This is a genomic window from Pseudonocardia sp. Ae331_Ps2, assembly GCF_001932405.1.
Taxonomy (GTDB): domain Bacteria; phylum Actinomycetota; class Actinomycetes; order Mycobacteriales; family Pseudonocardiaceae; genus Pseudonocardia.
On the sequence record NZ_MCIM01000001.1, the window covers coordinates 1,359,479 to 1,381,979 of the forward strand.

The window sequence follows — 22,501 nt, forward strand, 5'->3', positions numbered from 1 at the left end:
GCCCGCGGGACACCGGCACGGGGACCGTCGGGTCGTCGACCACCGTCGTCGACGCGTCCACGGCCACGTCCGCGTCGACCTCCGCGTCCTCCGAGTCGGAGTACTTCCCCAGTAACGTAATCTACGTTACGTTCCGGTGGCAACGACGCACACTCACGACGACGTGGAGGAACCGTGCCCGGATTCACCGACGAGGACGAGCTGTACCGCTACATCGGCGGCATCTTCGAGACCGCGCTGGCGGACCCCGAGCTGTCGCCGAAGCTCCGCAGCACCGGCCTGGTCCTGCGTCAGCAGTGCACCGACCCGGACTCCGCGCTGATCATCGACCTGCCCGGGGCCAAGGTCTGGAAGGGCTCCGACGCCGGCGCCCCCGAGCCGCAGGCCACGATGACCATGTCCACCGAGACCGCGAACGCCTACTGGCAGGGCACGGTCAACCTGACCTTCGCCATGGCCAAGGGCAAGGTGAAGGTCGAGGGCACGGTCACCAAGCTCCTGCAGCTCGCGCCGTTGTCCAAGCGCCTGTTCCCCACCTACGTCGAACGTCTCAAGGCCGACGGCCGCGAGGACCTCCTGGTCACCAAGTGAGCCGCCGGGTACTGGTGACCGGTGCCGCGTCCGGGATCGGCGCCGAGGTCGCGCGCCGGTTCGTCGATGCCGGCGACGAGGTCGTCTCGCTGGACCTGAAGGACACCCCCGTCGGCGTCGCGCGGCACGTGCACTGCGACCTGTCCGACGTCGCGTCGATCGACTCCGCCGTCGCCGCGCTCGACGGGGAGTTCGACGCCCTGTGCAACGTGGCGGGAGTGCCCGGCACCGCGCCGGCCGAGCTCGTGCTGCGGGTGAACCTGCTCGGGCTCCGTCACCTGACCGAGTCGGCCGTCGAACGGATCCGCCCGGGTGGCGCGATCGTGAACGTCGCCTCCATCGCCGGCTACGGCTGGGCCGACCGGCTGGCGGCGCTGCGTGAGCTGCTCGCCACCGACACCCTCGACGAGGGGCTCGCCTGGTTCGCGGCGCATCCGCAGGCGGGCAACGCCTACAACTTCTCCAAGGAGGCCCTGATCGTCTACACGATGCTCATGGCCCCCGTGTTCGGCGAGAACGGGGTGCGGATGAACGCCGTCTGCCCCGGCCCGGTCGAGACCCCCATCCTCGGCGACTTCGAGGAGTCGATGGGCAAGGAGAACCTCGACGCGCTCGCCGCGTTCCTCGGCAGGCACGCCACCCCCGCCGACATCGCCGGCCCGGTCCTGTTCCTGGCCGGTCCGGAGTCCGCCTGGATCAACGGTCACGCGCTCGTCGCCGACGGCGGCATCAGCGGTGCCGTGTTGACGGGCATGATCCCCCCACCCGAGATCTGATCCGGTTCCGACGACGCAACCGCGAGGAGGCAATCCCGTGACCACCACGGAGAAGCGCCCGTACGACCCGCTCGACATCTCCACCCAGGCGTTCTGGGCCCAGACCCCCGATGCCCGCGAGGAGCGGTTCGCCGAGCTGCGCCGCGAGCGCCCGCTGTCCTGGCACCCGCCGGCCGAGACCGACCTGCTGCCCGACCCCGACGCCCCCGGGTTCTGGGCGCTGGTCACCCACGCCGACATCCAGGCCGTCAGCCGCGACGCCGAGACCTTCGCCTCCGGCCAGCAGTACGGCGGCGTGATGCTGGAGGACGTGCCCGAGGACATGCTGGAGGCCGCGCACTCCATCCTCGCGATGGACGCGCCGCGCCACCACCGCCAGCGCAAGGTCATCAGCTCGGTGTTCACCCCGCGCCGGGTCCGTCAGATCGAGGAGCAGATCGCCGAACAGGCCCGGCTCATCGTCGACGACCTGCTCGCCGGTGACGGCTCGGCGGACTTCGTGACCGCGGTCGCGGCGCGGCTGCCGATGTGGACGATCTCGCAGATGATCGGCATCCCGCCGGAGAGGCGGCAGGAGGTCGCCGACGCCGCCAACGCCATGGTCGGCTGGAACGACCCGGACTACATCGGCGACGGCGACCCGATGGCGGTGCTGCTCAACGGGCTGATGACGCTGCACACCGCGTCGTTCGAGCTGTCGGCGCTGCGGCGCGAGGACCCCGCCGACGACCTGATGACCGCCCTGGTGCAGGCCGAGGTCGACGGCGACGCGCTCACCGACGAGGAGATCGCGGCGTTCTTCGTGCTGCTGTGCGTCGCGGGCAACGACACCACCCGGCAGACCTCCAGCCACGCCATCCTCGCGCTGGACCGCAACCCGGACCAGAAGCGGCTGCTGACCGAGGAGTTCGACGACCGGATCAAGCCCGCCGTCGAGGAGTTCGTCCGCTGGGCCAGCCCGGTGCTGACCTTCCGGCGCACCGCGACCCGCGACACCGAGATCCGCGGGCAGCGGATCGCCGAGGGCGAGCGGGTCGTGCTCTTCTACCACTCCGGCAACCGTGACGAGTCCGTGTTCACCGACCCGCACGTCTTCGACATCACCCGCGCCGAGAACCCGCACGTCGGCTTCGGCGGCGGCGGCCCGCACTTCTGCCTGGGCCACCACCTGGCCAAGACCCAGCTGCGCGCGCTGTTCCACCAGCTCCTCACCCGGGTCCCGGACCTGTCGGTGGGCGAGCCGGAGTTCCTGACCGGGAACTTCATCAACGGCATCAAGCGGCTACCGGTGACGTTCGGGACGGCGTCGTGAAGCTCGGCCTGGCGCTGGGCTACTGGGGCGCCGGGCCGCCGCCCGGAACGGTGGAGAAGGTCGACGCCGCCGAGGACCTCGGCTTCGACTCGATGTGGACGGCCGAGGCGTACGGCTCGGACGCGTTCACCCCGCTGTCCTGGCTCGGCTCCCGCACCACGCGGATGCGCCTGGGCACCTCGGTCGTGCAGATGTCCGCGCGCACCCCGACCGCGACGGCGATGGCCGCCATGACGCTGGACCACCTCTCCGGCGGCCGGATGGTGCTGGGCATCGGCGCGTCCGGGCCACAGGTCGTCGAGGGCTGGTACGGGCAGCCGTACCCGAAGCCGCTCGCGCGCACCCGGGAGTACGTCCGGATCCTGCGCGCCGCGATCGCGCGGGAGAAGGTGCTCTCCGACGGCCCGCACCACCCGATCCCGTACCCGGGCGGCACCGGGCTGGGCAAGCCGCTGCGCTCGACGCTGCACCCGTACCGGACCGACCTGCCGATCCTGCTCGCCGCCGAGGGCCCGAAGAACGTCGCGCTGGCCGCCGAGATCGCCGACGGCTGGCAGCCGCTGTTCTACGCACCCCGGAACGACGCGCACTACCGCGAGTCCCTCGACGCCGGGTTCGCCGCCCGCGGCGGGCGCCCGGACGGCTTCGAGGTCGTCTGCATGGTGCAGGTCGTCGTCGACGACGACGTCGAGGCTGCCGCGGACCGGATCCGCCCGTTCCTCGCGCTCTACGTCGGCGGGATGGGCGCCAGGGGTGCGAACTTCCACTACGAGGTCTTCGCCCGCATGGGCTACGAGCAGGAGTGCGCCCGCATCCAGGAGCTCTACCTCGCCGGCGACAAGGACGCGGCCGCGAAGGCCGTCCCGACCTCGATGGTCGAGCAGGTGGCACTCGTCGGTCCGACGGCGAAGATCGCCGAGGAGCTGCCGGTGTTCCGCGACTCGCTGATCACGACGATGGTCGTGGACGGCGCACCCGACCACCTGCGCACGATCCGCGACCTGGTCGGCTGAGGCCCCGGGGCCGTCCCACCCGCACGGATGCGGTGGGACGGCCCCGGATCACCGTGCCGCGAGGTAGGCGGGCCAGCTGCCGTGCTCGGTGACGTCCCGGGCCCCGGGCGTCGCCGTCGTGCACACGATCCCGGCGACCGGATCGCCGTCGTCGAGCAGGACCCGGCCCGGCGCGAGCGGCGCGGGCAGCACCAGGCCCGCGGCGGCCGCGGCGGGCAGGTCGAACACCTCCACCTCGATCGCCGCGCCGCCCGCGCCGACCCGGAGCAGCCCGCCGCGCGGGACGTCGCCGTCGAGGGCGAGCAGCCGGTACTCCGGCGCGGTCACCCGCACCGCCCGGAACCGGGCCCCGAGGGCGAGCAGCTCGTGGTGCAGCGGCTGGCCCCGCCGGTGCGCGGCGACGACCGCGAATCCCCCGGTCAGCACGGCACCTCCGAGACGTGTGCTGCCACGATCCGCCAGGCGCCGCCGAGCCGCGCCCAGGTCTGGGTCTGCCGGCCCTCCCGCGCGCCGTCCGGGTAGCCGAACCGTGTGCTGACGACGGCCGCGTCGCTCCCGAGGGCGAGGACCGTCGTGCCGGACAGCGTCCGCCCGGCCGGGACCCCGGGGTTCACCCGGCGCCACGCGGCGATCTGGGCGCCGCCCTGCTGGCGGTCGGCGACGCCGAAGCGGACGCAGCGGTCGTCGTCCCAGAACAGCTCGGTGAGGACGGCGACGTCGGCGTCGCGCAGCGCCCGCTCGTACCGGTCGAACGCAGCCCGCACCTGCGCGACGACGTCGGGCCGGTCCAGCTCGTCGGCCGTGGTGACCGTGCCGCGGGTCATGCCGTGGCCGGGCGGGGTCCGCCGACGGCGTCGGGCCCCTCGGTCGTGGCCGGAGCCGCGGCCGGCCGAGCCGGCTGCGGCTCCGCCGGGGCGACCGGCGCGGCGGCGGGCTCCGGCGCGACGGCCTGCCGGGCGGTGGCGCCACGTCGGGTGCCCCACCCGAACGCGGCCAGCACGATCGCGGCGAACAGGTAGCCGAGCGCGATCTGCCCGCCCACGTTCCAGCCGACGGCCTCGGCGTGCATCAGCCCGACGAACCCGAGCACCGCCCCGGTGGCGGAGTACGCGGCCGCGGCGAAGAAGTTCTTGTCGATGACGAACGCGGTGATCGAGCCGAGCACCAGACCGGCGAGGATCGCGCCACCGCCGAGCAGCACGGTGCCGTGGTAGACCAGCCCGGCCCCGGCGAGGGCCTCCTCCCCGACCCGGGCCGCGGTCGTCCCCGCGGCCGACAGCGCGTTGTTCATCAGCCCGGTGGCCCAGGCCGCGATGTTCGGGACGATCGCGATGACGACGGCGACGGCGTGGCGGCGCGGGGTCTCCTGGAACGCCTGGGCCCCGATCAGCAGGCCGATGTAGAGCAGGATCGGCACGATCGCCGGGGTCGGCAGCAACGCTCCGAGCAGCGAGAACAGCCCGAGGAAGCACATCAGGGAGATGAACACCCCGGACGCCAGCGAGTACGTCGTCCGGCCGCCGGCCGCCTTCCAACCCGGGTGTCCGATGTAGACCGCGGGCGGGAACGGGCAGCCCATCGCGGCACCGACGACGGCGCCGGCGCCGTCCGCGGCGAGCACCGCGCGCATGTTGTACTCGTCGCCCGCGACGGCCGCGGACTCGATGTTCGTCATGCCCTCGGTGAAGTTGTAGATGCCCAGCGGGATCGCCGTGGCGAGCAGCGGGGCGACGTCGGCGAGCCCGGCACCGAGCCGGGCGAGGTCGACGGTCGGGAGGCTGATCGCGACGTCGCCGGCGGCGGAGACGACGTCGGGCACCGACATGTACCCGCCGACCCAGCCGATCGCGGTGCCGACGAGCAGCGCTGCCAGCCCCACCGGGATGTTCCCGGGCAGCTTCAGGTCGGTGAAGAACCCGATCAGGATGATCACCATGACCGGCAGCGCGATCCACAGGGCCTCGAACATCTGCGCGGCCGGGCGCATCGAGATGAACGCGATCGAGACGCCCGCGAGCGTGCCGAGCATCGCGGCCTGCGGGGTGAACCGCCGGATCCACGGACCGACGAACGCGCCGAGCAGCACGATCAACCCGATGATGAACGACCAGGCGAGACCGGCCGCCCAGGCGGTGAGCGGGTTCCCCGTGGCCAGCGCGATCGGCAGCATGATCACGAAGACGACGATGAACATGTGCGGCACGGACGGGCCGTAGGGCATGGCGCAGACGTCCGTGCGGCCCTCGCGGTGCGCCAGTCGACGGGCGAGGTAGGTGTAGTAGACGTTGCCGATCAGCAGCTGGACGCCGAGCGCCGGGAGGATCACCCCGAACACCTCGGCGCCGGGGATGTTCACCACCCCGATGCACAGCCCGGTCAGGGTCAACACGTTGACCAGCGTGTTGAACCCGAGCCCGAAGAACGCGTTGGTGTCCCCCGCGACCCACCAGGAGAGCCTCATCGGCTGGGGTGCGGTATCCGTCGTGGTCATGCCACGGCCTCCCTGGTCAGTGCGGTGAGCAGTGCGGACGAGGGCGCGACCCAGCCGAAGATGCCGCCCTGGGCGGCCACCATCTCCAGTGCGACGCGGTGGAACTCGGGGAAGTAGGAGCCGGTGCAGTCCGAGAGCACGAGGCACTCGTAGCCGCGGTCGTTGGCCTCCCGGACGGTCGTGTGCACGCAGACCTCGGTGGTCACGCCGGCCACGATCAGGCTGGTGATGCCGCGGGACCGCAGCTCGGCGCCGAAGGTGGTGCCGTGGAACGAGCCCTTGCCGGGTTTGTCGATCACGAGCTCGCCGGACTCGGGCCTCAGCTCGTCGATGATGTCGTGGCCGTACTCGCCGCGGACCAGGATGCGGCCCTTGGGCCCCGGGTCGCCGATGCGCAGGCTCGGCTCGCCGCGGTTGAGCTTGGCGGGCGGGCAGTCGCTGAGGTCCGGGACGTGGCCCTCGCGGGTGTGGATCACGGTCATGCCCAGCGCGCGGACGGTGCGCAGTACCTCCTGCAGCGGCGGGATGACGCTGCGCAGCAACGACACGTCGTTGCCCAGGGTCTCGCCGAAGCCCCCGGGCTCGCAGAAGTCCCGCTGCATGTCGATGATCAGCAGGGCGGTGGTCGCGGGGTCGAAGGCGAAGGTGCCGGGGTCGGCGTCGACCGAGATCACGAGTCACTCCAGGTGGTCGCCCCGACGACGGCGTCGGACGACCCGACGGCGCCGAACACCCCGCCCTGCATGGTCACCATGTGCAGGGCGGCGTCGTGGTTGGCGGGGTCGGTGGCGCCGGTGCAGTCGGCGAGGATCAGGCACTCGTAGCCGCGGTCGTTCGCCTCGCGCATGGTGGTGTGCACGCAGACGTCGGTGGTGATGCCGGTCAGCAGGATGTGGGTGATCCCGTTGGAGCGGAGGACCAGGTCGAGCTGCGTGGCGTAGAACGCGCCCTTGCCGGGCTTGTCGATCAGCACCTCGCCGGGCACCGGGGCGACCTCCGGCACGATCTCCCAGCCGGGTTCGCCGCGGACGAGGATCCGCCCGGCCGGTCCGGGGCTGCCGATCTCCGCCCCGATCCGCCGCGACCGCCAGCGCTTGTTCGCGGGCAGGTCGGACAGGTCCGCGGCGTGTCCCTCCCGGGTGTGGACGACGAGCATCCCGGTCTCGCGGGCGTGCGCCAGCAGCCGGGCGGTCGGGGCGAGGCCCTGTCGGGTGAGCCCGATGTCGTAGCCCATGCGGTCGACGTAGCCGCCGGGCCCGCAGAAGTCGACCTGCCAGTCGATGCAGATCAGCGCGGTGCGGGCGGCGGGGACGGTGCCGTCGTAGGGCCAGGGGTAGGGACGGGCCGCGACCGGCCCGATGGTGGCGGTGCGGGTCGCGGCGTCGAGTGCGGGGTCGGGTGCGGTGTCGAGTGCGTCGGTCGTCATGGCGCCTCCGGTTCCGGTGGTCGGTGCGGGCAGAGAGGACGGGCACGGTGCGGGCGGTCTCATCGCGGCGGCCCGAGCAGCGCGGCCGCGGCGTGCAGCAGCCGGGCCTCGGAGAAGGCGGGGCCGAGCAGGGTGACCCCGAACGGCCGCCCGTCGTCGGTGGTCCCGGCGGGCACCGCGACGGCGGCGAGGTCCAGCAGGTTGGTGGCCTGGGTGTAGCGGCCCAGGACGAGGTTGCGCACGACCGGCTCGGCCGCCAGCTCCGCCCGGGTGAACGTCGTCGGCACGGTCGGGAGCAGCAGGACGTCCGCGGTCGCGAACAGCCGGGCGACCTCGGCGCGCAGCTCCTGCAGCCGGTACCGGGCGCGGAACGCCTCGACGGCGGAGAACCGGGCACCCGCCTCGATCACCGCGCGGGTCACCGGCAGCACGGCGTCGCGGTGGGTGTCGAGGACGTCGGCGAGGACGGCGAGCCGTTCGGCCACCCACGGCCCGCCGTAGAGCAGGTCCCCGGCCTCGCGCAGGGCCGCGGTGGGTGTGCCGACGGTGCTCGCGGCCCGGGCGGCGACGGTCGCCGCGACCCGGGCGAAGGCGTCGGCGAACCCGGTGTCGACCGTCCCGTCACCGCGGTCGAGATCCAGGTCCTCCGGCAGCGCGACGACGACCGGGCCGGCGCCGGGGGCCTCTGGCGGGGCGGCCCGGGACCACGGGTCGTCCGGGTCCGGCCCGGCCAGCACCGCGAGCACCTCGGCGGCCCCGGCGAGGTCGCGGGTGAACACGCTGACGCAGTCCAGCGACCGGCAGGCGGGCAGCATCCCGGCCGTGCCGATCAGGCCGCGGGTGGGCTTGAGCCCGACGACGCCGTTCAGCGCGGCGGGCACCCGCCCGGACCCGGCGGTGTCGGTGCCCAGCGCGACCGGCACCAGCCCGGCCGCGACGGCGACGGCGCTCCCCGAGCTGGACCCGCCGGAGATCAGGTCGCCGCCGAAGACGCTCTCCGGCGCCCCGTAGGGCGAGCGGCCCCCGTTCAGACCGGTGGCGAACTGGTCCAGGTTGGTCTTCCCGACGACGATCGCGCCCGCCGCGCGCAGCCGCCGGACCGCGGTGGCGTCGGCGTCGGGGGTGCGGGTGAACGCCGGGCAGGCGGCGGTGGTGGGGAGCCCGACGGCGTCGATGTTGTCCTTCACCGCCACCGGCACGCCCCACAGCGGGTGGCCGGCCGGGTCGAGTCCCTCCAGCTCACGGGCCCGCCGGTGCAGCTCGTCGACCGGGGTGCGGGAGATCCAGACGTGGTCGTCGCCGCGGGCGTCGATCCTGGCGGTCAGCTCCGCGACGACGTCCGCGGGTCGGAGGGCGCCGGAGGCGTAGCCGGCACGGAGGCCGGACACCGTCGCCGAGGGGCTGGACAGCAGCTGCATTCCGTCGATTGTCGACAGTTTGGTGTCACCTCAAGGTGTCCGAGGTAACAGCTGCGTGACGTCTGCTACTGCTCGTGCAGCTCGGGGCCGAGGTAGGCGCGGCCCCCGTGGTGGGCCAGCGCGTCGAGCACAGCCGCCCGGTCCCCGGCCACGACCGCCTCGTACAGCCGGCGGTGCCGTCGCGCCCCCTCGGCCGGGGAGCGCTGCTCGGCCTCGCGACGCATGTTGGTCGCCATGTACAGCTGGAGCTGCAGGATGACCGGCTCGAAGACCCGGACGAGGTGCCGGTGCCCGGCCAGCCCGACCAGGGCCAGGTGGAACTCGCGGTGTGCCTCGGCACGGTCGACCGCGGCGCCCTCGCCGTCGTCGGCCGCGGCGCGTTCGATCCGTTCGGTGGCCCGCTGGAGACGGGCGAGCCGGGCCGGGTCCCGGCGCCCGCTCCCGGCGAACATCTCGTCCACGGCGAACCGCTCCAGCGCGTCGCGCAGCCCGAACAGCTCGGTCATGTCCCGGGCCGAGAGTTCGCAGACCCGGACCCCGCGCCGCGGGAGGTGCTCGACGAGGCCCTGCTCACCGAGCTGACGCAGCGCCTCGCGCACCGGCGCCCGGCTGATGCCGAACCGGCGGGTCAGCTGCTCCTCGACCAGGCGCTCCCCCGGCGCGAACACACCCCGCAGGATGTCCCGGCGGATCCGGTCGAGCGCCAGCTCCACCAGGCTCGGGGAACCGAGCTCCTCGAGCGGGGCCTCCGAGCTCACCGGGGCGACTCCTGGGGACGACGGGACGGGAGGGTGACCCCACCAGCCTGTCAGATCCGGGTCGGTGCGAGTCGCCCCGGTCGTGCTCAGTACCGGATGAGCCCGCGGATGTTGCGCCCGGAACGCATGTCCTCGTAGCCCTCGTTGACCTGGTCGAGGGTGTACTCCTTGGTGATCAGCTCACGCAGCTTGAGCTGTCCCAGGTTGTGCATCTCCAGCAGCCGCGGGATGTCGAACTGCGCCGCGGAGCTGCCGAACAGCGCGCCGCGGATCTGCTTCTCGTAGAGCGTGAGGTCGAGCAGCGACAGCGACGCCGTCTCCTCCTCGGCCCGGGCCAGCGCGGTGACGACGACCCGGCCGCGCTTGCCGACCAGCTGCAGCGCGGGCTGCAGGTCCTCACCCATCGCGACGCCGGTGCACAGGATCGCCGCCTCGGCCATCTGCCCGCGGGTCACCTCGCTGACGATCTCCCAGGCCTCGTCGATGCTCGCGGCGACGTGCGTGGCGCCCAGCTCGCGGGACCGTTCCCGCTTGTGCTCGACCGGGTCGACGGCCACGACGTACCGGCACCCGGCCGCGCGGGCGCCCTGCACCGCGTTCGCGCCGATGCCGCCGATGCCGACGACGACGGCGGTGTCCCCGGCCCGCAGGTCCGCGGTGCGGACCGAGGAGCCGAAGCCGGTGGTGACGCCGCAGCCGACCAGCGCCGCCAGGTCGAGCGGGAAGCCCTCGTCGATCTTCACGGCGGACTTCACCGGGACGACGGTGTGCCGGGCGAACGTGCCGAGCAGACACATCTGGCCCAGGTCCTCGCCGCGGGCGTGGAACCGGTAGGTGCCGTCGAGCTGCGGCCCGAGGGTGGCTCCGGCGCCGTCGTTGCAGAGGTTCGGCTGGCCCTTGGAGCAGTACGGGCAGCGCCCGCAGGAGGGCAGGAAGGTCATCACGACCGGGTCTCCGACCTCGAGCTCGGTGACACCCGGGCCGACCTCGATGACCCGGCCGGCGCCCTCGTGGCCGCCGACCATCGGCAGGACCGCGGGCAGGTCACCGGTCACGAGGTGTTCGTCGGAGTGGCACAGCCCCGACGCGGTCAGCTCGACCATCACCTCGCCGGCGTTCGGGGAGTCGAGCTCGACCTCCTCGATCTCCCACTTGCCACCGGGTTCCCACAGCACCGCTGCCGTCGTACGCATGGTGGTGGATCCTGGTCGCGCCGAGACCTCCGGCACACCCGTCGTCCGCGCCAGCGCTGGCCCCCGGGTGCCAGGGGAGGTCCTCAGGCGCCGGCGAGCGGGAGGGTGAGCCGGGCGACGAGGCCGCCGCCCTCGCGCGGGAGCAGGCTCAGCTCACCGTCCATCGCGGACGCGAGCGCCTCGGCGATCCACAGGCCCAGCCCGGCCGTGCCGCGGCGCTCCCCCAGCGCGACGCCCTTGGCCGTCACGACGCCCTCCTGGCCCGCGGGCAGGCCGGGACCGCGGTCCCGGACCTCGGCGGTGAGCACGGCGCCGTCGTGCGACAGGTGCAGCTCCACGACCTCGTCGCCGGAGTGCCGGGCGGCGTTCTCGGCCAGGTTGGTGAGCATCCGGCGCAGCCGCTGCGGGTCGCAGTGGACCGCGGCCCCGGCCGGCTCGACGACCGGGTGTCGCCGGTGGGCGGCGATCCCGGCGGCGTCGAGCACGGCGTCGGCGAGCTCGGCGAGCGCGACGCGCCGGGGCCGGTCGCGCCCGAGCGGGCTGCCGTCGGCGACGGCCAGGTCGGCCAGCCCGTCGAGCATGTCCTGGAGGTGGGCGGCGTGGTCGGCGAGCAGCCGCGACGCACGCCGGGCCGCGTCACCGTCGAGCCTGCCCGCCGCGAGGTCCGACGACAGCGCGGTCAGCGAGGCGACCGGGGTCCGGAACTCGTGCAGCACGACACGGGCACCGTCGAGCCGGGCCCGGCTCTGGGACACGATCCGGTCCCGCAGCGCACGCTCGGACAGGTAGCGCTCGTGTTCGTTCTCCGCGCGGGCCCGGGTGGTCGCGATGTCGGCCAGCTGGTGTTCCAGCAGCCGCACCTGCACCCCGGTGAGCACGGCGGTCGCGAACAGGAAGCCGGTCCACCACAGCCCGGCCAGGAGCGCGTCGGCGAGGGCGACGCGCGGCCCGGACCCGAGCAGTACCGCGACGGTGTAGCCGGCACCGAGCCCGAGCGCGGCGAACCGCGCGACGCGCGGCCCCCCGCGCAACGCGATCGCGATGACGACCAGCGGCAGTGCCCCCACCATCGGACTCGCGACGCCGCCGGTGAAGCCGCAGGCGAGCACGCTGAGCACGCCGTCGAGCCCGGTCAACACGGCCGGGGGCACCGGCAGCCGCCCCCGCACCAGCGAGACGACGCCGAGCACCGCCGCGTACACCGTGCTCAGCCCGACCAGCACCGCGGCGACGACCGGCCGCTCGCCGGTCAGGTCCGGGCGGCTCACGACCAGGCCCACGGCGGCGAGCACCACGCAGAGCCGCAGCACGACGGCCTGGCGTTCCTCCCGGGTGCGTTCGGGGAGCTCACCGGGGTGCGCGGTCACGGTCGGGGCCTCTCGGACGGGGACGCGGGTCGGGGCCACATTAGGCTCGGGGCATGCCGCCCGCGCCGACAGCGCCGCACGTCGTCGTCATCGTCGACGACCACGCCCTGTTCGCGCAGGGGCTCGCCCTGCTGCTGGAGTCCCGCGCCGGGGACACCTTCCGGGTCGCGGGCTCCACCACGGCCGGGGAGGAGGCTGTCGCGCTGGTCGGGCGGCACCGGGCCGGGATCGCGATCGTCGACCTCGCGCTGCCGCCGCTGGGCGGGGTGGAGACGATCCGCCGGATCAAGGCCGCCTACCCCGCCACCCGGGTGCTGGCGCTGTCGGGCACCGAGGACCTGGACCTGGCCGCGGCCGCGATGCGCGCGGGCGCCGACGGCTACCTGGGCAAGTCCGCCGACCCGGAGGTGCTGGTCGCCCCGCTGCTGTCGATCGCTGCCGGGGTGCGGGTGCTGCGCGCGGAGCTGCTCGACGCGCTGCTCGTCGCGGCCGACCGCACCGCCGACGGCCTGCTCGACCGGCTCGGTGAGCGCGACATCGAGCTGTGGACGCTGCTGGCCCGGGGCCTGGAGACCGCCGACATCGCGCGCCCGATGCTGGTCAGCGAGCGCACCGCCAAGCGCATGATCGCCTCGCTGCTGCACAAGCTGGGCGCGGCCAACCGGATCGAGGCGGCCGCGCTCGCCGGGCGCTGCGGGCTGCTCGACGAGCACCCGGCCGGGCGCTGAGGGGCGGCACGGCCCGGGCGGGCCAACCCTGGCCCGGTGATCGGCTGCGCGCCCCGGACCACACCGGACACACTCGCCGCGACGCACCGGGCGACCCCACGTCCGGCCCCCATCCCGCGAGGAGGCGCTGATGGCCGTGTTCGCCGACGAGGCCGAGGTCTACGAGTACCTGGGCGGGGTGTTCCGGATCGGCATGGCCGACCCGGACCTAGTCGCGAAGCTGAAGCCGTCGGGCGTCGTCCTGCGGATCACCTACACGAACCCGGACGCGGTGCTCACCGTGGACATGCCGAACTCCGAGATCCACACCGGCGCCGGGCAGGGCCCCGACCCGAACATCGAGCTGTTCATGTCCGCCGACACCGGCAACCGGTTCTGGCTGGGCAAGGTCATCCTCCCGGTCGCGTTGGCCAAGGGCGACGTCCGCGCCAAGGGCCCGGTCTCGAAGGTCCTCAAGCTGCTGCCGATCGCCAAGCAGCTCTTCGGCCCGTACAAGGCCAAGCTCCAGGCCGAGGGCCGGGAGGACCTGCTCAAGGCCTGACCACGATCGGGTGAAGACCCCCCGGCCGTCCGGCCCGCCGCGACGGCGCCCGGCGAGACTGGGGGCCGACCCACCCGACGGAGGCGCCGGCGATGGACGACATCTGGCTGGACGTGCAGGCCTGGCAGCCGCTGCGGGGTGTGCTGCACCGGATGACCGAGATCCAGTGCGACGCACCCGACCCGCTGCCCGACGGCTTCGACGAGTGGCACGACTGGGCCGAGGCCTGCCTGCTGGAGGTCGCGCTGCGCGACGGCTGGCAGCACGGGCGCTACGCGTACACGATCCAGGAGCGGGACACGACCGGCCATCCCGTCCGTGAGATCGGCAAGGACATCTGGGACTACGAGGAGCCGGCTCGCGAGCCGACCGGCTGACCACCGGCGCCGGGCCGCTACCGTCGCCGGGAACCATTCGCGTGACGAGGAGGTCCACGGTGACACGGGGCAGGGGTCCGCTGGCCGGACTGAAGGTGATCGAGCTGGCCGGGATCGGGCCGGGGCCGCACGCGGCGATGATCCTGGGCGACCTCGGGGCGGACGTCGTCCGCATCGACCGGCCGTCGGGCGGGCTGAAGCTCGGGTCCGACTCGGTACCCGACCCGACGGCACGCGGCCGCCGTTCGGTCACCGCGGACCTGAAGGACCCGGCGGGCAGGGAGACCGTGCTCCGGCTGGTCGAGTCCGCCGACGTCCTGCTGGAGGGCTACCGGCCGGGCGTCACCGAGCGCCTCGGCGTCGGCCCGGAGGACTGCCACGCCCGCAACCCGCGCCTGGTCTACGGCCGGATGACCGGCTGGGGCCAGGACGGCCCGATGGCGCCGCGCGCCGGGCACGACCTGAACTACATCTCGCTGACCGGTGCGCTGCACGCCATCGGCCGCGCCGGGGAACGCCCTGTCCCACCGCTGAACCTGGTCGGTGACTTCGGCGGCGGCTCCATGCTGCTCGTCGTCGGCGTGCTGGCCGCGCTCTGGGAGGCGAAGGCCTCCGGGCAGGGGCAGGTCGTCGACGCCGCCATGGTCGACGGCGTCAGCGTCCTCAACCAGATGTTCTGGGGCTTCCTGGCCCAGGACGCCTGGGTCGACGAGCGCGGCTCGAACCTGCTCGACGGGCACGCCCCGTTCTACGACACCTACACCTGCGCCGACGGCGGCCACATGGCCGTCGGGGCCCTGGAGCCGCAGTTCTACGCCCAGCTCATCGCCGGGCTCGGGCTCACCGAGGACGAGCTGGGCCCGCAGTACGACCGCGCCGGCTGGCCCGCCATGCGGGCCCGGTTCACCGAGGTGTTCGCCTCCAAGCCCCGCGACGAGTGGGCCGCGGTCTTCGAGGGCACCGACGCGTGCACCACCCCGGTGCTGTCGTTCGCCGAGGCCCGCGAGAACGCGCACCTGGCCGCGCGCGGAACCATCGTCACCTCCGACGGCGTGCCCCAGGCCGCACCGGCGCCGCGGTTCTCCCGCACGGTCACCGAGACCGCCGGTCGCGGTACCGGCCCGGAGGACGTCGAGGACGTCCTGCGCGACTGGGCCTGACCCCGCAGACGACGACGCCCCCGGTTCCGCAGGGAACCGGGGGCGTCGTCGTGTCAGGCGCTGATCAGGCGATCAGTCGGTCTCCTCGTCCGCGACCAGCAGGTTGCGGGTGCGGTTCGGGTCCACCGGGATGCCCGGCCCGGTGGTGGTGGAGACGGTGATCTTCTTGACGTAGCGGCCCTTGGCGGCCGACGGCTTGAGCCGCAGGATCTCGTCGTAGGCGGCGCCGTAGTTCTCCACCAGCTTCTCGGTGTCGAACGAGGCCTTGCCGATGACGAGGTGCAGGTTGGCCTGCTTGTCGACCCGGAAGTTGACCTTGCCGCCCTTGATCTCGTTGATGGCCTTCGTGACGTCCGGCGTCACGGTGCCCGTCTTCGGGTTCGGCATCAGGCCACGCGGGCCGAGGATGCGGGCGATGCGGCCGACCTTGGCCATCTGGTCCGGGGTCGCGATGGCGGCGTCGAAGTCGAGCCACCCGCCCTGGATCCGCTCGATGAGGTCCTCGGCGCCCACGGCGTCGGCGCCGGCGGCCTCGGCCTCGGCGGCCTTGTCGCCGGTGGCGAACACGATGACCCGGGCGGTCTTGCCGGTACCGTGCGGCAGGTTCACGGTGCCGCGGACCATCTGGTCCGCCTTACGGGGGTCGACGCCCAGCCGCATCGCGACCTCGACGGTCGCGTCGGTGTTCTTGCTGGACGTGTCCTGGGCCAGCTTCGCCGCGGCGAGCGGCGAGTAGAGGCGGTCCGCGTCGATCTTCGCGGCGGCCTCACGATAGGCCTTGCTGCGCTGTGCCATCTGTCCTCGTCTCCTCTGAGGTCAGGTCGTGGTAGGAGCCGCGCCCGGCTCTCCCACGCGTACGGGTGGTGTGGGGGCTCGCTCAGCCGTCGACCGTGATGCCCATCGACCGGGCGGTGCCGGCGATGATCTTGGCGGCCTGGTCGAGGTCGTTCGCGTTCAGGTCGTTCATCTTGACCTGGGCGATCTCCCGGACCTGGGCCATGGTCACGCTGGCGACCTTGGTCTTGTGCGGCTCGCCGGAGCCCTTCTCGACACCGGCCGCCTTGAGCAGGAGCCGCGCCGCGGGCGGGGTCTTCAGCTCGAAGGTGAACGACCGGTCCTCGAAGACCGAGATCTCGACCGGCACGATGTTGCCGCGCTGGGCCTCGGTCGCCGCGTTGTAGGCCTTGCAGAACTCCATGATGTTGACGCCGTGCTGGCCCAGTGCGGGGCCGACCGGCGGGGCCGGCGTCGCTGCGCCTGCCTGGATCTGGAGCTTGATGATCGCGGAGAGCTTCCGCTTCTTGGGGGGCATGTCCGTTCCTCAGTGATCGATGTGCACGCCACGCGGCCCTGCCATGCCGCGGACGTTCCTCACGGGTGCGATCAGATCTTGGAGACCTGGTTGAACCCGAGCTCGACCGGGGTCTCCCGGCCGAAGATCGAGACCAGCACCTTGAGCTTCTGGGCGTCGACGTTGACCTCGGAGATGCTCGCGGGGAGCGTGGCGAACGGGCCGTCCATGACGGTGACCGACTCGCCGACCTCGAAGTCGACCTCGACGGTGGGGGCGCCGCCGGAGGAGGCGGAACCGCCGGACGCGGACCTGCCGGCCTCGGCGTCCTTCTTGGGGGCCTCGACCTTGGGCAGCAGGAACTTCACGACCTCGTTGATCGTCAGCGGCGACGGCTTGGACGTCGCGCCGACGAACCCGGTGACGCCCGGCGTGTTCCGCACCGCGCCCCAGGACTGGTCGTTGAGCTCCATCCGCACCAGGATGTAGCCGGGCAGCACCTTGCGCTGGACCTTCTTGCGCTGCCCGTTCTTGATCTCGGTGACCTCTTCGGTGGGCACCTCGACCTGGAAGATGTAGTCCTCGACGTCCAGGGTCTGCGCCCGGGTCTCGAGGTTCGACTTCACCTTGTTCTCGTAGCCCGCGTAGGAGTGGACGACATACCAGTCGCCGGGCGCGCGACGCAGTGCGGCGCGCAGCTCCTCCTCCGGATCCACGTCCTCGTCCGGCTCCTCCGCGACGGCCTCGGCCTCGTCGGCCTCACCGGCCTCGTCGGTGCCGTCGGCGGTCGGGACCGTCTCGCCCTCGCCGTCCAGCGTCTCCGCCTCGGCGCCGGGGGTGCTGTCGTCCTCGGCCTCGGTGTAGTCGCCGGAGACGGCGTCCTCACCGTGCGCCGCCTCGACGTCGGCGTCCTGGACGGACTGCTCGGGCAGCGTCTCGTCGGCCGCGTTCTCGGCGACGGCGTCGATCGCGGCCTCGTCGGCCGCCTCGTCGTACGCCTTGCTGTCGGAGGTCACGTCCTACTCGCTTCCATTGTTCGGTGTCGGTCGGAGCCGGTCGGCGTTCGTACTCGCGTCAGTTGCCGAACAGCAGGGCGACGCCCTCGGCGAACGCCGAGTCCAGCACGAACACCAGCGCCACCATGATCGACACGAAGATCAGGACCGCGATGCTGTACTTCACCATCTGGCTGCGGTCGGGCCAGATGACCTTGCGGAGCTCCGCGACGACCTCGCGCAGGAACCGGGCGAGCCGGGCGAAGAGCGACGGCTTCTTCTCCTTCGTCGCCGCGGCGGCGCGACCTGGGGTGGCGCGACCCTTGCCGGGGGTGCTCGCGGGCCCGGAGGCCCGCCGTCCACGACGGTCGGCGGCGTTGCTCGGGCGCTCCCGCCCGGGCCGCTCCGACTCGTGCTCGTCGCTCACGCGTGTCGCCCTCCGCAGGTGGCGGGCGTCCGCCCGCCCTCGGTCACGTCCTCCGCTTCGGGAGAACCCTCGTCGCTTCGTCCGTGCCGTCTGCCGCGCCGCCGTGATCTCCGGTGGCCTGCGGCGTCGTGGCAGGGGTGACAGGACTTGAACCTGCAACCTGCGGTTTTGGAGACCGCTGCTCTGCCAATTGAGCTACACCCCTTTGCCCCGGTCCACCAGGTGGCCGCGGGGCGGACGCAACGGATCATCCGGTGCGCCCGGCTGGAACGAGTGTACGCACCCGCTCCCGCGGGCCCGTACGCCGGGTCGTCTCACCCGGGGAGGACGACCTCGGCGCGGGCGCGGCCGAGCACCGTCTTCCCCTCGAAGGTCGCCTTGAGATCGACGACGGCGATCCGCTCGCCGTCCTGTTCGCGCACCTCGGCGACGGTGCCGGAGAGCTCGACGGTCGCACCGGTGTCGTCGTCCGGGACGACGACGGGCCGGGTGAAGCGGGTGCCGTAGCTGCGGATCGCGGCCGGGTCCCCGGTCCACGCGGTCAGCACGCGCCCGGCGAGCGCCATCGAGAGCATCCCGTGCGCGATCACACCCGGCAGCCCGGCGACCGCGGCGACGCGGTCGCTCCAGTGGATCGGGTTCAGGTCGCCGGAGGCACCGGCGTAGCGCACCAGGTCGGCGCGGGTGACCTGGACGGTCAGCGACGGCAGTGCGTCGCCCTTGGCGCAGTCCGCGGCGGTCCGCGAGGTCAGCGGTGCACTCACGCGTCCCCCTCGGTGCCCGTGTCCTCGCCGGCGGGGCTGACCAGCATCGAGTGCGTGGTCGCGACCGGCTCGCCCGCCGCGTCGGTGATCTCGCACCGCAGCGTCAGCATGTGGTTGCCGGCCCGGGTGCGCAGCTCGTCGACGTGCAGCACCGTGGTGAGCTCGTCGCCGGCGACGAGCGGCCTGCGGAACGTGACCCGCTGGTCGCCGTGGACCATGCGGGTGCAGTCCCACCCGAAGGCGGGGTCCCGGAGGAAGTCCTCGATGACCGGCATCGTGAAGCAGGTCGAGAACGTCGGCGGGGCCACCAGGTCGGCATGGCCCGCGGCACGCGCCGCGTCCACCTCACGGAAGAGCGGGTCGTCGTCACCGATGGCGACGGCGAACTCGCGGATCTTCTCGCGACCGACCTGGTACGGCCCGACCGGGTCCGAGCTGTGCCCGACCCAGGACTGGTCGACCACCGTCAGCTCCGGGAGTCGCTACGCACTCAGCGGGTCTCGCGGTGCGCCCGGTGGGTGCCGCAGTTCGGGCAGAACTTCTTGATCTCGAGCCGGTCGGGGTCGTTCCGCCGGTTCTTCTTGGTGATGTAGTTGCGGTGCTTGCACTCCTCGCAGGCCAGAGTGATCTTCGGCCGCACGTCCGTGGCCTTGGCCATCGCGGGTGCCTCCCAGCATGTCTCGTGAATGATGCGCCAACGTGGTGACGATGGCCGGACTTGAACCGGCGACACAGCGATTATGAGCCGCTTGCTCTACCAACTGAGCTACACCGTCATGCAAGAAGCCTCGCCGCATGCGGCGAGGCCCCTTGTCGAGCCCCCTTACGGAATCGAACCGTAGACCTTCTCCTTACCATGGAGACGCTCTGCCGACTGAGCTAAGGGGGCGGCAGCACCGGTGTCCCGCGGGCCCCGAGGGGCTCGCTCTCACCGACGGGAAGAACTTTACACCGAGGTTCCAGGGCCCCGAACGGGGGGCCCCGGAACCCGGTCACCGCACGTCAACCACGGTTCGTCACCAGCTCGACTTGCGGACACCCGGCAGTGCGCCGTCGTGCGCGAGCTCGCGCAGGCGGACCCGGGACACCCCGAACTTGCGGAGGTGTCCGCGCGGACGGCCGTCGACCGAGTCGCGGTTGCGGACCCGGGTCGCGCTGGCGTCGCGCGGCTGGCGGCGCAGCTCGGCGACCGCGGCGGCCCGCTCGGACTCCGGCGTCGTCGGGCGGGCGATGATCGCCTTCAGCTCGGCGCGGCGCTCGGCGTAGCGGGCGACGATCGCCTTCCGCCGCTCGTTCTTCGCGATCTGTCCGGTCGTGGCCATCAGACCTTCACCCCGTTCGCCCGGACCTTCGCCACCGCGGCGGAGACGCCGATCCGGTCCACCGTCCTGATCCCCTTGACCGAGAGCGTGAGCTTCACCCAGCGGTTCTCCTCGGCCAGCCAGTAGCGGCGGGTCTGCACGTTGGGGTCCCAGCGCCGGCTGGTCCGCCGGTGGGAGTGCGAGACCGACTTGCCGAAGCCCGGCTCACGGCCGGTCAGGTCACAGCGCTTGGCCATCGCTCACCGTCCCGCGTGCGGGTAGGGCAGCAGGGCCATCTCCCGCGCGTTGCGGATCGCGGTGGCCACCTGCCGCTGCTGCTGGCCGGTGAGTCCGGTCACCCGGCGGGCGCGGATCTTGCCGCGGTCGGAGATGAACGTGCGCAGCAGCGCGGCGTCCTTCCAGTCCACGTGCTCGATCCCCCGCTGCTTCAACGGGTTGGCCTTGCGGCGCGGCGCGCGCACCGGCTTGGCGCGTGCGGGCATCAGCGCTCCTCCTTGAACTCGACGTGCCTGCGCACCTTCGGGTCGTACTTGCGCAGGACCAGGCGGTCGGGGTCGTTGCGGCGGTTCTTGCGGGTCACGTACGTCGTGCCCGTCCCCGCCGTCGAGCGCAGCTTCACGATCGGCCGGACGTCGGTCGACTTCGCCATCGCGCCCCTCCTCTCAACATGGGAATCGTTTTCGTTTACGATACACCGGACCGCGACCACGTCCGACTCCGGGAGGAAGACATGACCGAGCTGGTGGTCCTGTGCGGGACCGAGGCCGACGGGGTGGAGCGGACGATCACGCGGATGCGCGAGCTGGACCCGGGTGTCGTCGTGCTCCACCACGACCTGCGCGACCTGGGCCGCGGTGTGGTGCACCGGCGGCTGCGCGACGCGGACCGCGACGAGCGCACCGTCCTGGAGCTCGCCCACGGCTGTGTCAGCTGCACCATCCGCGAGGACGTGCTGCCGACCCTGGCCGCGCTGTCCGGGACGGTGGACCGGGTGGTGCTGCACCTGGACCCGCGTCTGGAGCCCGAGCCGGTGTGCTGGGCCCTGGGGGCGGTGGTGTTCGAGCCGCCGGGGCGCGAGGCCTGTACCGCGACCGACCTCGTCGACCTGCGCGGCGTGGTGGCCGTGCTCGACCCGGACAGCTGGCTGGACGACGCCACCGGGGACGCGACGCTGCCCGAGCGCGGGCTGTCCACGCTGCCCGACGACGAGCGGACCGTCGCCCAGCTCGCCGTCGGCCAGGCCGAGTTCGCCGACGTCCTGGTGCTGACCCGCGCGGTCGGGCCCGGGGGTGCGGACCGGACCGCCGCCGTCCTGGACCGGCTGTGCCCGACCGCACCCCGGCTGCTCGCCGGACGTGCCGACCACCGGGTCTTCTGCGACGGGCTCGGCCCCGAGTCCCGCCGCGGCGTCCCCGGCGGGGTGCACGACCCGCTGCTGCGCGGCGCACCCCCGCTGGACGCCGCCAGTGGCGTCCGCACCCTGCTGTTCTCCGCCCGTCGCCCGTTCCACCCGGACCGGCTGCACGAGGCCATCGACAGCCTGCTCGACGGCGTCGTCCGGGCCCGCGGCCGGATCTGGCTGGCCACCCGGCCGGACGCCGTGCTGTGGCTGGAGAGCGCGGGCGGCGGCATGCGGATCGGGCACGCCGGCGACTGGCTCGCCGGTGCCGACGAGCAGGCCTGGACCGAGGCGGGCGACCAGCGCCGGGCGATGGCCGCGCTGGCCTGGCACCCGCGCTGGGGTGACCGTGCCCAGGACGTCGTCGCGATCTGCCACGACGCCGACCCCGACGAGATCGACGCGGCCCTGCGCGCCGCGCTGCTCACCGACGCCGAGATCGCGGCCGGCGAGGACGCCTGGTCCGCGCTGCCCGACCCGTTCGGCTGGGCCCACGACGAGCCCTGCGCCGAGTCCGAGCCCGTGGGGCCCGCCGCCCTGGACGACCCCACCGTCCGTTCCGACCGAGAAGGAGACCTCTGATGGCCGTTCCCAAGCGACGGACGTCGCGATCGAACACCCGGCACCGCCGGTCGCAGTGGAAGGCGACCACGCCCGACCTCGTGCCGGTCACCCTGGAGGGACGCCGACACCTGGTGCCGCGCGCGCTCGTCCCGGCCTACCGACGGGGTCTGCTGCCGCCGCCCACCGGGCGGGACTGAGGAGACCCCTTACCCGCGGGCCCCGCGCGGCCCGCGGGACGGCGTGATCGCCCGATGCCCGGGCGGTCCCCTCAGCCGCAGTGTCGTCACCATGCTGATGACACACATCCCGATGGACTCCCTCGTCGCCCTCGCCGAACAGCGGCAGGCCCGGCTGCGGGAGGAGGCGGACCGGTACCGCGCGGCGCGGCTGCTGCGCGGCGCGACCGGCCCGTCGGCGGTGGGACGGCTGTGGCTGCGGCTACGTGCTCGACTCACCGCCGCCCGGCGGCCGGGACGGGCCCCCGGGCCGGCCGGGCCAGCGACGCTCCCGCCCGGAGCCACCGCGGCCGCACCGGAACCGGGCCGTGCGCCGCACCCGGTGCGGGCCGGGTCGCGTGGCTGAGCCGCG

Annotated in this window: 31 protein-coding genes and 3 tRNA genes; 11 read left to right on the forward strand and 23 right to left on the reverse strand. The window is 73.2% G+C overall.

The window, feature by feature from the left end; genetic code table 11:
- Positions 1-174: 174 nt before the first annotated feature.
- Genes Ae331Ps2_RS06375 through Ae331Ps2_RS06390 form a run of 4 tightly spaced genes read left to right on the forward strand, consistent with a single transcriptional unit; the run spans position 175 to position 3,692 of the window.
- Positions 175-591, forward strand: a complete 417-nt coding sequence (locus Ae331Ps2_RS06375) for an SCP2 sterol-binding domain-containing protein (protein ID WP_020625180.1) — start codon at positions 175-177, stop codon at positions 589-591.
- Positions 588-1,367, forward strand: coding sequence for a coniferyl-alcohol dehydrogenase (locus tag Ae331Ps2_RS06380; RefSeq protein ID WP_075310126.1), 780 nt, complete (start codon positions 588-590; stop codon positions 1,365-1,367). Before Ae331Ps2_RS06375 ends, Ae331Ps2_RS06380 begins: the two co-directional genes overlap by 4 nt.
- A 37-nt stretch (positions 1,368-1,404) precedes the next feature.
- The gene (locus Ae331Ps2_RS06385; protein WP_075310124.1) at positions 1,405-2,679 is read left to right on the forward strand and encodes a cytochrome P450; all 1,275 of its coding nucleotides are present in this window, start codon (positions 1,405-1,407) and stop codon (positions 2,677-2,679) included.
- Complete coding sequence (locus tag Ae331Ps2_RS06390) at positions 2,676-3,692, forward strand: LLM class F420-dependent oxidoreductase (RefSeq protein WP_075310122.1); 1,017 nt, start codon at positions 2,676-2,678, stop codon at positions 3,690-3,692. The genes Ae331Ps2_RS06385 and Ae331Ps2_RS06390 overlap by 4 nt, the downstream gene beginning before the upstream one ends.
- A 48-nt stretch (positions 3,693-3,740) precedes the next feature.
- On the opposite strand, the gene Ae331Ps2_RS06395 is transcribed toward Ae331Ps2_RS06390, so the two are convergent.
- The 9 genes from Ae331Ps2_RS06395 to Ae331Ps2_RS06435 form a co-directional block, all read right to left on the reverse strand.
- The gene (locus Ae331Ps2_RS06395; RefSeq protein ID WP_075310120.1) at positions 3,741-4,118 is read right to left on the reverse strand and encodes a hypothetical protein; all 378 of its coding nucleotides are present in this window, start codon (positions 4,116-4,118) and stop codon (positions 3,741-3,743) included.
- On the reverse strand, positions 4,112-4,516 hold the full coding sequence (locus Ae331Ps2_RS06400; protein WP_075310118.1) for an AtzH-like domain-containing protein: 405 nt from the start codon (positions 4,514-4,516) through the stop codon (positions 4,112-4,114). Before Ae331Ps2_RS06400 ends, Ae331Ps2_RS06395 begins: the two co-directional genes overlap by 7 nt.
- Entirely contained in the window at positions 4,513-6,183 is a 1,671-nt protein-coding gene (locus Ae331Ps2_RS06405; RefSeq protein ID WP_075310116.1) for a regulator, read from the reverse strand. Before Ae331Ps2_RS06405 ends, Ae331Ps2_RS06400 begins: the two co-directional genes overlap by 4 nt.
- Positions 6,180-6,857 (reverse strand): cysteine hydrolase family protein, encoded by a 678-nt coding sequence (locus Ae331Ps2_RS06410; RefSeq protein ID WP_075310114.1) that lies wholly within the window; start codon positions 6,855-6,857, stop codon positions 6,180-6,182. Before Ae331Ps2_RS06410 ends, Ae331Ps2_RS06405 begins: the two co-directional genes overlap by 4 nt.
- Positions 6,854-7,609 carry a cysteine hydrolase family protein gene (locus Ae331Ps2_RS06415; RefSeq protein ID WP_170917007.1) on the reverse strand — a complete coding sequence of 252 codons (756 nt, stop codon included), beginning with the start codon at positions 7,607-7,609 and terminating at the stop codon, positions 6,854-6,856. Before Ae331Ps2_RS06415 ends, Ae331Ps2_RS06410 begins: the two co-directional genes overlap by 4 nt.
- A gap of 59 nt (positions 7,610-7,668) precedes the next feature.
- Positions 7,669-9,027, reverse strand: coding sequence for an allophanate hydrolase (locus Ae331Ps2_RS06420; protein WP_075310112.1), 1,359 nt, complete (start codon positions 9,025-9,027; stop codon positions 7,669-7,671).
- 65 nt (positions 9,028-9,092) lie between these two features.
- Positions 9,093-9,785 (reverse strand): GntR family transcriptional regulator, encoded by a 693-nt coding sequence (locus Ae331Ps2_RS06425; protein ID WP_020623280.1) that lies wholly within the window; start codon positions 9,783-9,785, stop codon positions 9,093-9,095.
- Positions 9,786-9,871: 86 nt separating this feature from the next.
- Positions 9,872-10,978, reverse strand: a complete 1,107-nt coding sequence (locus Ae331Ps2_RS06430) for an NDMA-dependent alcohol dehydrogenase (RefSeq protein ID WP_043277598.1) — start codon at positions 10,976-10,978, stop codon at positions 9,872-9,874.
- Between the two features lie 83 nt (positions 10,979-11,061).
- Positions 11,062-12,345 (reverse strand): sensor histidine kinase KdpD, encoded by a 1,284-nt coding sequence (locus Ae331Ps2_RS06435; RefSeq protein ID WP_043277602.1) that lies wholly within the window; start codon positions 12,343-12,345, stop codon positions 11,062-11,064.
- A gap of 53 nt (positions 12,346-12,398) precedes the next feature.
- Here Ae331Ps2_RS06435 and Ae331Ps2_RS06440 point away from each other — a divergent pair, with 53 nt between their 5' ends.
- From Ae331Ps2_RS06440 to Ae331Ps2_RS06455, 4 genes are all read left to right on the forward strand, one after another.
- The gene (locus Ae331Ps2_RS06440) at positions 12,399-13,073 is read left to right on the forward strand and encodes a response regulator transcription factor (RefSeq protein ID WP_020623283.1); all 675 of its coding nucleotides are present in this window, start codon (positions 12,399-12,401) and stop codon (positions 13,071-13,073) included.
- Between the two features lie 130 nt (positions 13,074-13,203).
- Complete coding sequence (locus Ae331Ps2_RS06445) at positions 13,204-13,614, forward strand: sterol carrier protein (protein ID WP_020623284.1); 411 nt, start codon at positions 13,204-13,206, stop codon at positions 13,612-13,614.
- 92 nt (positions 13,615-13,706) lie between these two features.
- Positions 13,707-13,991: a hypothetical protein gene (locus Ae331Ps2_RS06450; protein ID WP_020623285.1), complete on the forward strand. Its 285-nt coding sequence runs from the start codon at positions 13,707-13,709 to the stop codon at positions 13,989-13,991.
- A 59-nt stretch (positions 13,992-14,050) separates the two neighbouring features.
- A complete protein-coding gene (locus tag Ae331Ps2_RS06455; protein ID WP_020623286.1) occupies positions 14,051-15,151 on the forward strand; it encodes a CaiB/BaiF CoA-transferase family protein in 1,101 nt (366 codons plus the stop codon).
- Positions 15,152-15,223: 72 nt separating this feature from the next.
- On the opposite strand, the gene rplA is transcribed toward Ae331Ps2_RS06455, so the two are convergent.
- From rplA to rpmG (Ae331Ps2_RS06525), 14 genes are all read right to left on the reverse strand, one after another.
- Positions 15,224-15,946 carry a 50S ribosomal protein L1 gene (rplA, locus tag Ae331Ps2_RS06460; protein WP_020623287.1) on the reverse strand — a complete coding sequence of 241 codons (723 nt, stop codon included), beginning with the start codon at positions 15,944-15,946 and terminating at the stop codon, positions 15,224-15,226.
- A gap of 82 nt (positions 15,947-16,028) precedes the next feature.
- Positions 16,029-16,463, reverse strand: coding sequence for a 50S ribosomal protein L11 (gene rplK / locus Ae331Ps2_RS06465; protein ID WP_020623288.1), 435 nt, complete (start codon positions 16,461-16,463; stop codon positions 16,029-16,031).
- Positions 16,464-16,534: 71 nt separating this feature from the next.
- The gene (nusG, locus tag Ae331Ps2_RS06470; protein ID WP_075310110.1) at positions 16,535-17,458 is read right to left on the reverse strand and encodes a transcription termination/antitermination protein NusG; all 924 of its coding nucleotides are present in this window, start codon (positions 17,456-17,458) and stop codon (positions 16,535-16,537) included.
- Between the two features lie 58 nt (positions 17,459-17,516).
- The gene (gene secE, locus Ae331Ps2_RS06475; protein WP_075310108.1) at positions 17,517-17,864 is read right to left on the reverse strand and encodes a preprotein translocase subunit SecE; all 348 of its coding nucleotides are present in this window, start codon (positions 17,862-17,864) and stop codon (positions 17,517-17,519) included.
- A gap of 129 nt (positions 17,865-17,993) precedes the next feature.
- Positions 17,994-18,069: transfer RNA gene (locus Ae331Ps2_RS06480), tRNA-Trp, on the reverse strand.
- Positions 18,070-18,178: 109 nt separating this feature from the next.
- Entirely contained in the window at positions 18,179-18,628 is a 450-nt protein-coding gene (locus Ae331Ps2_RS06485; protein ID WP_020623291.1) for a MaoC family dehydratase, read from the reverse strand.
- The gene (locus Ae331Ps2_RS06490; RefSeq protein WP_075310106.1) at positions 18,625-19,092 is read right to left on the reverse strand and encodes a MaoC family dehydratase N-terminal domain-containing protein; all 468 of its coding nucleotides are present in this window, start codon (positions 19,090-19,092) and stop codon (positions 18,625-18,627) included. The genes Ae331Ps2_RS06485 and Ae331Ps2_RS06490 overlap by 4 nt, the downstream gene beginning before the upstream one ends.
- 26 nt (positions 19,093-19,118) lie before the next feature.
- Positions 19,119-19,286: a 50S ribosomal protein L33 gene (rpmG, locus tag Ae331Ps2_RS06495; RefSeq protein ID WP_020623293.1), complete on the reverse strand. Its 168-nt coding sequence runs from the start codon at positions 19,284-19,286 to the stop codon at positions 19,119-19,121.
- Between the two features lie 42 nt (positions 19,287-19,328).
- Positions 19,329-19,404: transfer RNA gene (locus tag Ae331Ps2_RS06500), tRNA-Met, on the reverse strand.
- Between the two features lie 40 nt (positions 19,405-19,444).
- Positions 19,445-19,517: transfer RNA gene (locus Ae331Ps2_RS06505), tRNA-Thr, on the reverse strand.
- A 127-nt stretch (positions 19,518-19,644) separates the two neighbouring features.
- Positions 19,645-19,950, reverse strand: coding sequence for a 30S ribosomal protein S14 (gene rpsN, locus Ae331Ps2_RS06510; protein ID WP_020623294.1), 306 nt, complete (start codon positions 19,948-19,950; stop codon positions 19,645-19,647).
- Positions 19,950-20,186 carry a 50S ribosomal protein L28 gene (gene rpmB / locus Ae331Ps2_RS06515; protein ID WP_020623295.1) on the reverse strand — a complete coding sequence of 79 codons (237 nt, stop codon included), beginning with the start codon at positions 20,184-20,186 and terminating at the stop codon, positions 19,950-19,952. The genes rpsN and rpmB overlap by 1 nt, the downstream gene beginning before the upstream one ends.
- A 3-nt stretch (positions 20,187-20,189) precedes the next feature.
- Entirely contained in the window at positions 20,190-20,432 is a 243-nt protein-coding gene (gene rpsR / locus Ae331Ps2_RS06520) for a 30S ribosomal protein S18 (RefSeq protein ID WP_020623296.1), read from the reverse strand.
- Positions 20,432-20,599 (reverse strand): 50S ribosomal protein L33, encoded by a 168-nt coding sequence (rpmG, locus tag Ae331Ps2_RS06525; protein WP_020623297.1) that lies wholly within the window; start codon positions 20,597-20,599, stop codon positions 20,432-20,434. Before rpmG (Ae331Ps2_RS06525) ends, rpsR begins: the two co-directional genes overlap by 1 nt.
- Before the next feature lie 81 nt (positions 20,600-20,680).
- Here rpmG (Ae331Ps2_RS06525) and mrf point away from each other — a divergent pair, with 81 nt between their 5' ends.
- The 3 genes from mrf (at position 20,681) to Ae331Ps2_RS06540 (ending at position 22,495) form a co-directional block, all read left to right on the forward strand.
- The gene (gene mrf, locus Ae331Ps2_RS06530; protein WP_075310104.1) at positions 20,681-21,931 is read left to right on the forward strand and encodes a ribosome hibernation factor-recruiting GTPase MRF; all 1,251 of its coding nucleotides are present in this window, start codon (positions 20,681-20,683) and stop codon (positions 21,929-21,931) included.
- Positions 21,931-22,110, forward strand: a complete 180-nt coding sequence (gene rpmF / locus Ae331Ps2_RS06535; RefSeq protein WP_060710513.1) for a 50S ribosomal protein L32 — start codon at positions 21,931-21,933, stop codon at positions 22,108-22,110. Before mrf ends, rpmF begins: the two co-directional genes overlap by 1 nt.
- A 91-nt stretch (positions 22,111-22,201) precedes the next feature.
- Positions 22,202-22,495, forward strand: a complete 294-nt coding sequence (locus tag Ae331Ps2_RS06540; RefSeq protein ID WP_075310102.1) for a hypothetical protein — start codon at positions 22,202-22,204, stop codon at positions 22,493-22,495.
- Positions 22,496-22,501 lie beyond the last annotated feature (6 nt).

Bases quoted from the DNA above. Each gene is read 5' to 3' on its own strand.
- Ae331Ps2_RS06400 (WP_075310118.1), bottom strand. From the start codon at position 4,516: ATGACCCGCGGCACGGTCACCACGGCCGACGAGCTGGACCGGCCCGAC.
- Ae331Ps2_RS06405 (WP_075310116.1), bottom strand. From the start codon at position 6,183: ATGACCACGACGGATACCGCACCCCAGCCGATGAGGCTCTCCTGGTGG.
- Ae331Ps2_RS06415 (WP_170917007.1), bottom strand. From the start codon at position 7,609: ATGACGACCGACGCACTCGACACCGCACCCGACCCCGCACTCGACGCC.
- Ae331Ps2_RS06420 (WP_075310112.1), bottom strand. From the start codon at position 9,027: ATGCAGCTGCTGTCCAGCCCCTCGGCGACGGTGTCCGGCCTCCGTGCC.
- Ae331Ps2_RS06430 (WP_043277598.1), bottom strand. From the start codon at position 10,978: ATGCGTACGACGGCAGCGGTGCTGTGGGAACCCGGTGGCAAGTGGGAG.
- Ae331Ps2_RS06440 (WP_020623283.1), top strand. From the start codon at position 12,399: ATGCCGCCCGCGCCGACAGCGCCGCACGTCGTCGTCATCGTCGACGAC.
- Ae331Ps2_RS06445 (WP_020623284.1), top strand. From the start codon at position 13,204: ATGGCCGTGTTCGCCGACGAGGCCGAGGTCTACGAGTACCTGGGCGGG.
- Ae331Ps2_RS06450 (WP_020623285.1), top strand. From the start codon at position 13,707: ATGGACGACATCTGGCTGGACGTGCAGGCCTGGCAGCCGCTGCGGGGT.
- rplA (WP_020623287.1), bottom strand. From the start codon at position 15,946: ATGGCACAGCGCAGCAAGGCCTATCGTGAGGCCGCCGCGAAGATCGAC.
- rplK (WP_020623288.1), bottom strand. From the start codon at position 16,463: ATGCCCCCCAAGAAGCGGAAGCTCTCCGCGATCATCAAGCTCCAGATC.
- rpmG (WP_020623293.1), bottom strand. From the start codon at position 19,286: ATGGCCAAGGCCACGGACGTGCGGCCGAAGATCACTCTGGCCTGCGAG.
- rpsN (WP_020623294.1), bottom strand. From the start codon at position 19,950: ATGGCCACGACCGGACAGATCGCGAAGAACGAGCGGCGGAAGGCGATC.
- rpmB (WP_020623295.1), bottom strand. From the start codon at position 20,186: ATGGCCAAGCGCTGTGACCTGACCGGCCGTGAGCCGGGCTTCGGCAAG.
- rpsR (WP_020623296.1), bottom strand. From the start codon at position 20,432: ATGCCCGCACGCGCCAAGCCGGTGCGCGCGCCGCGCCGCAAGGCCAAC.
- rpmG (WP_020623297.1), bottom strand. From the start codon at position 20,599: ATGGCGAAGTCGACCGACGTCCGGCCGATCGTGAAGCTGCGCTCGACG.
- mrf (WP_075310104.1), top strand. From the start codon at position 20,681: ATGACCGAGCTGGTGGTCCTGTGCGGGACCGAGGCCGACGGGGTGGAG.
- rpmF (WP_060710513.1), top strand. From the start codon at position 21,931: ATGGCCGTTCCCAAGCGACGGACGTCGCGATCGAACACCCGGCACCGC.
- Ae331Ps2_RS06540 (WP_075310102.1), top strand. From the start codon at position 22,202: ATGCTGATGACACACATCCCGATGGACTCCCTCGTCGCCCTCGCCGAA.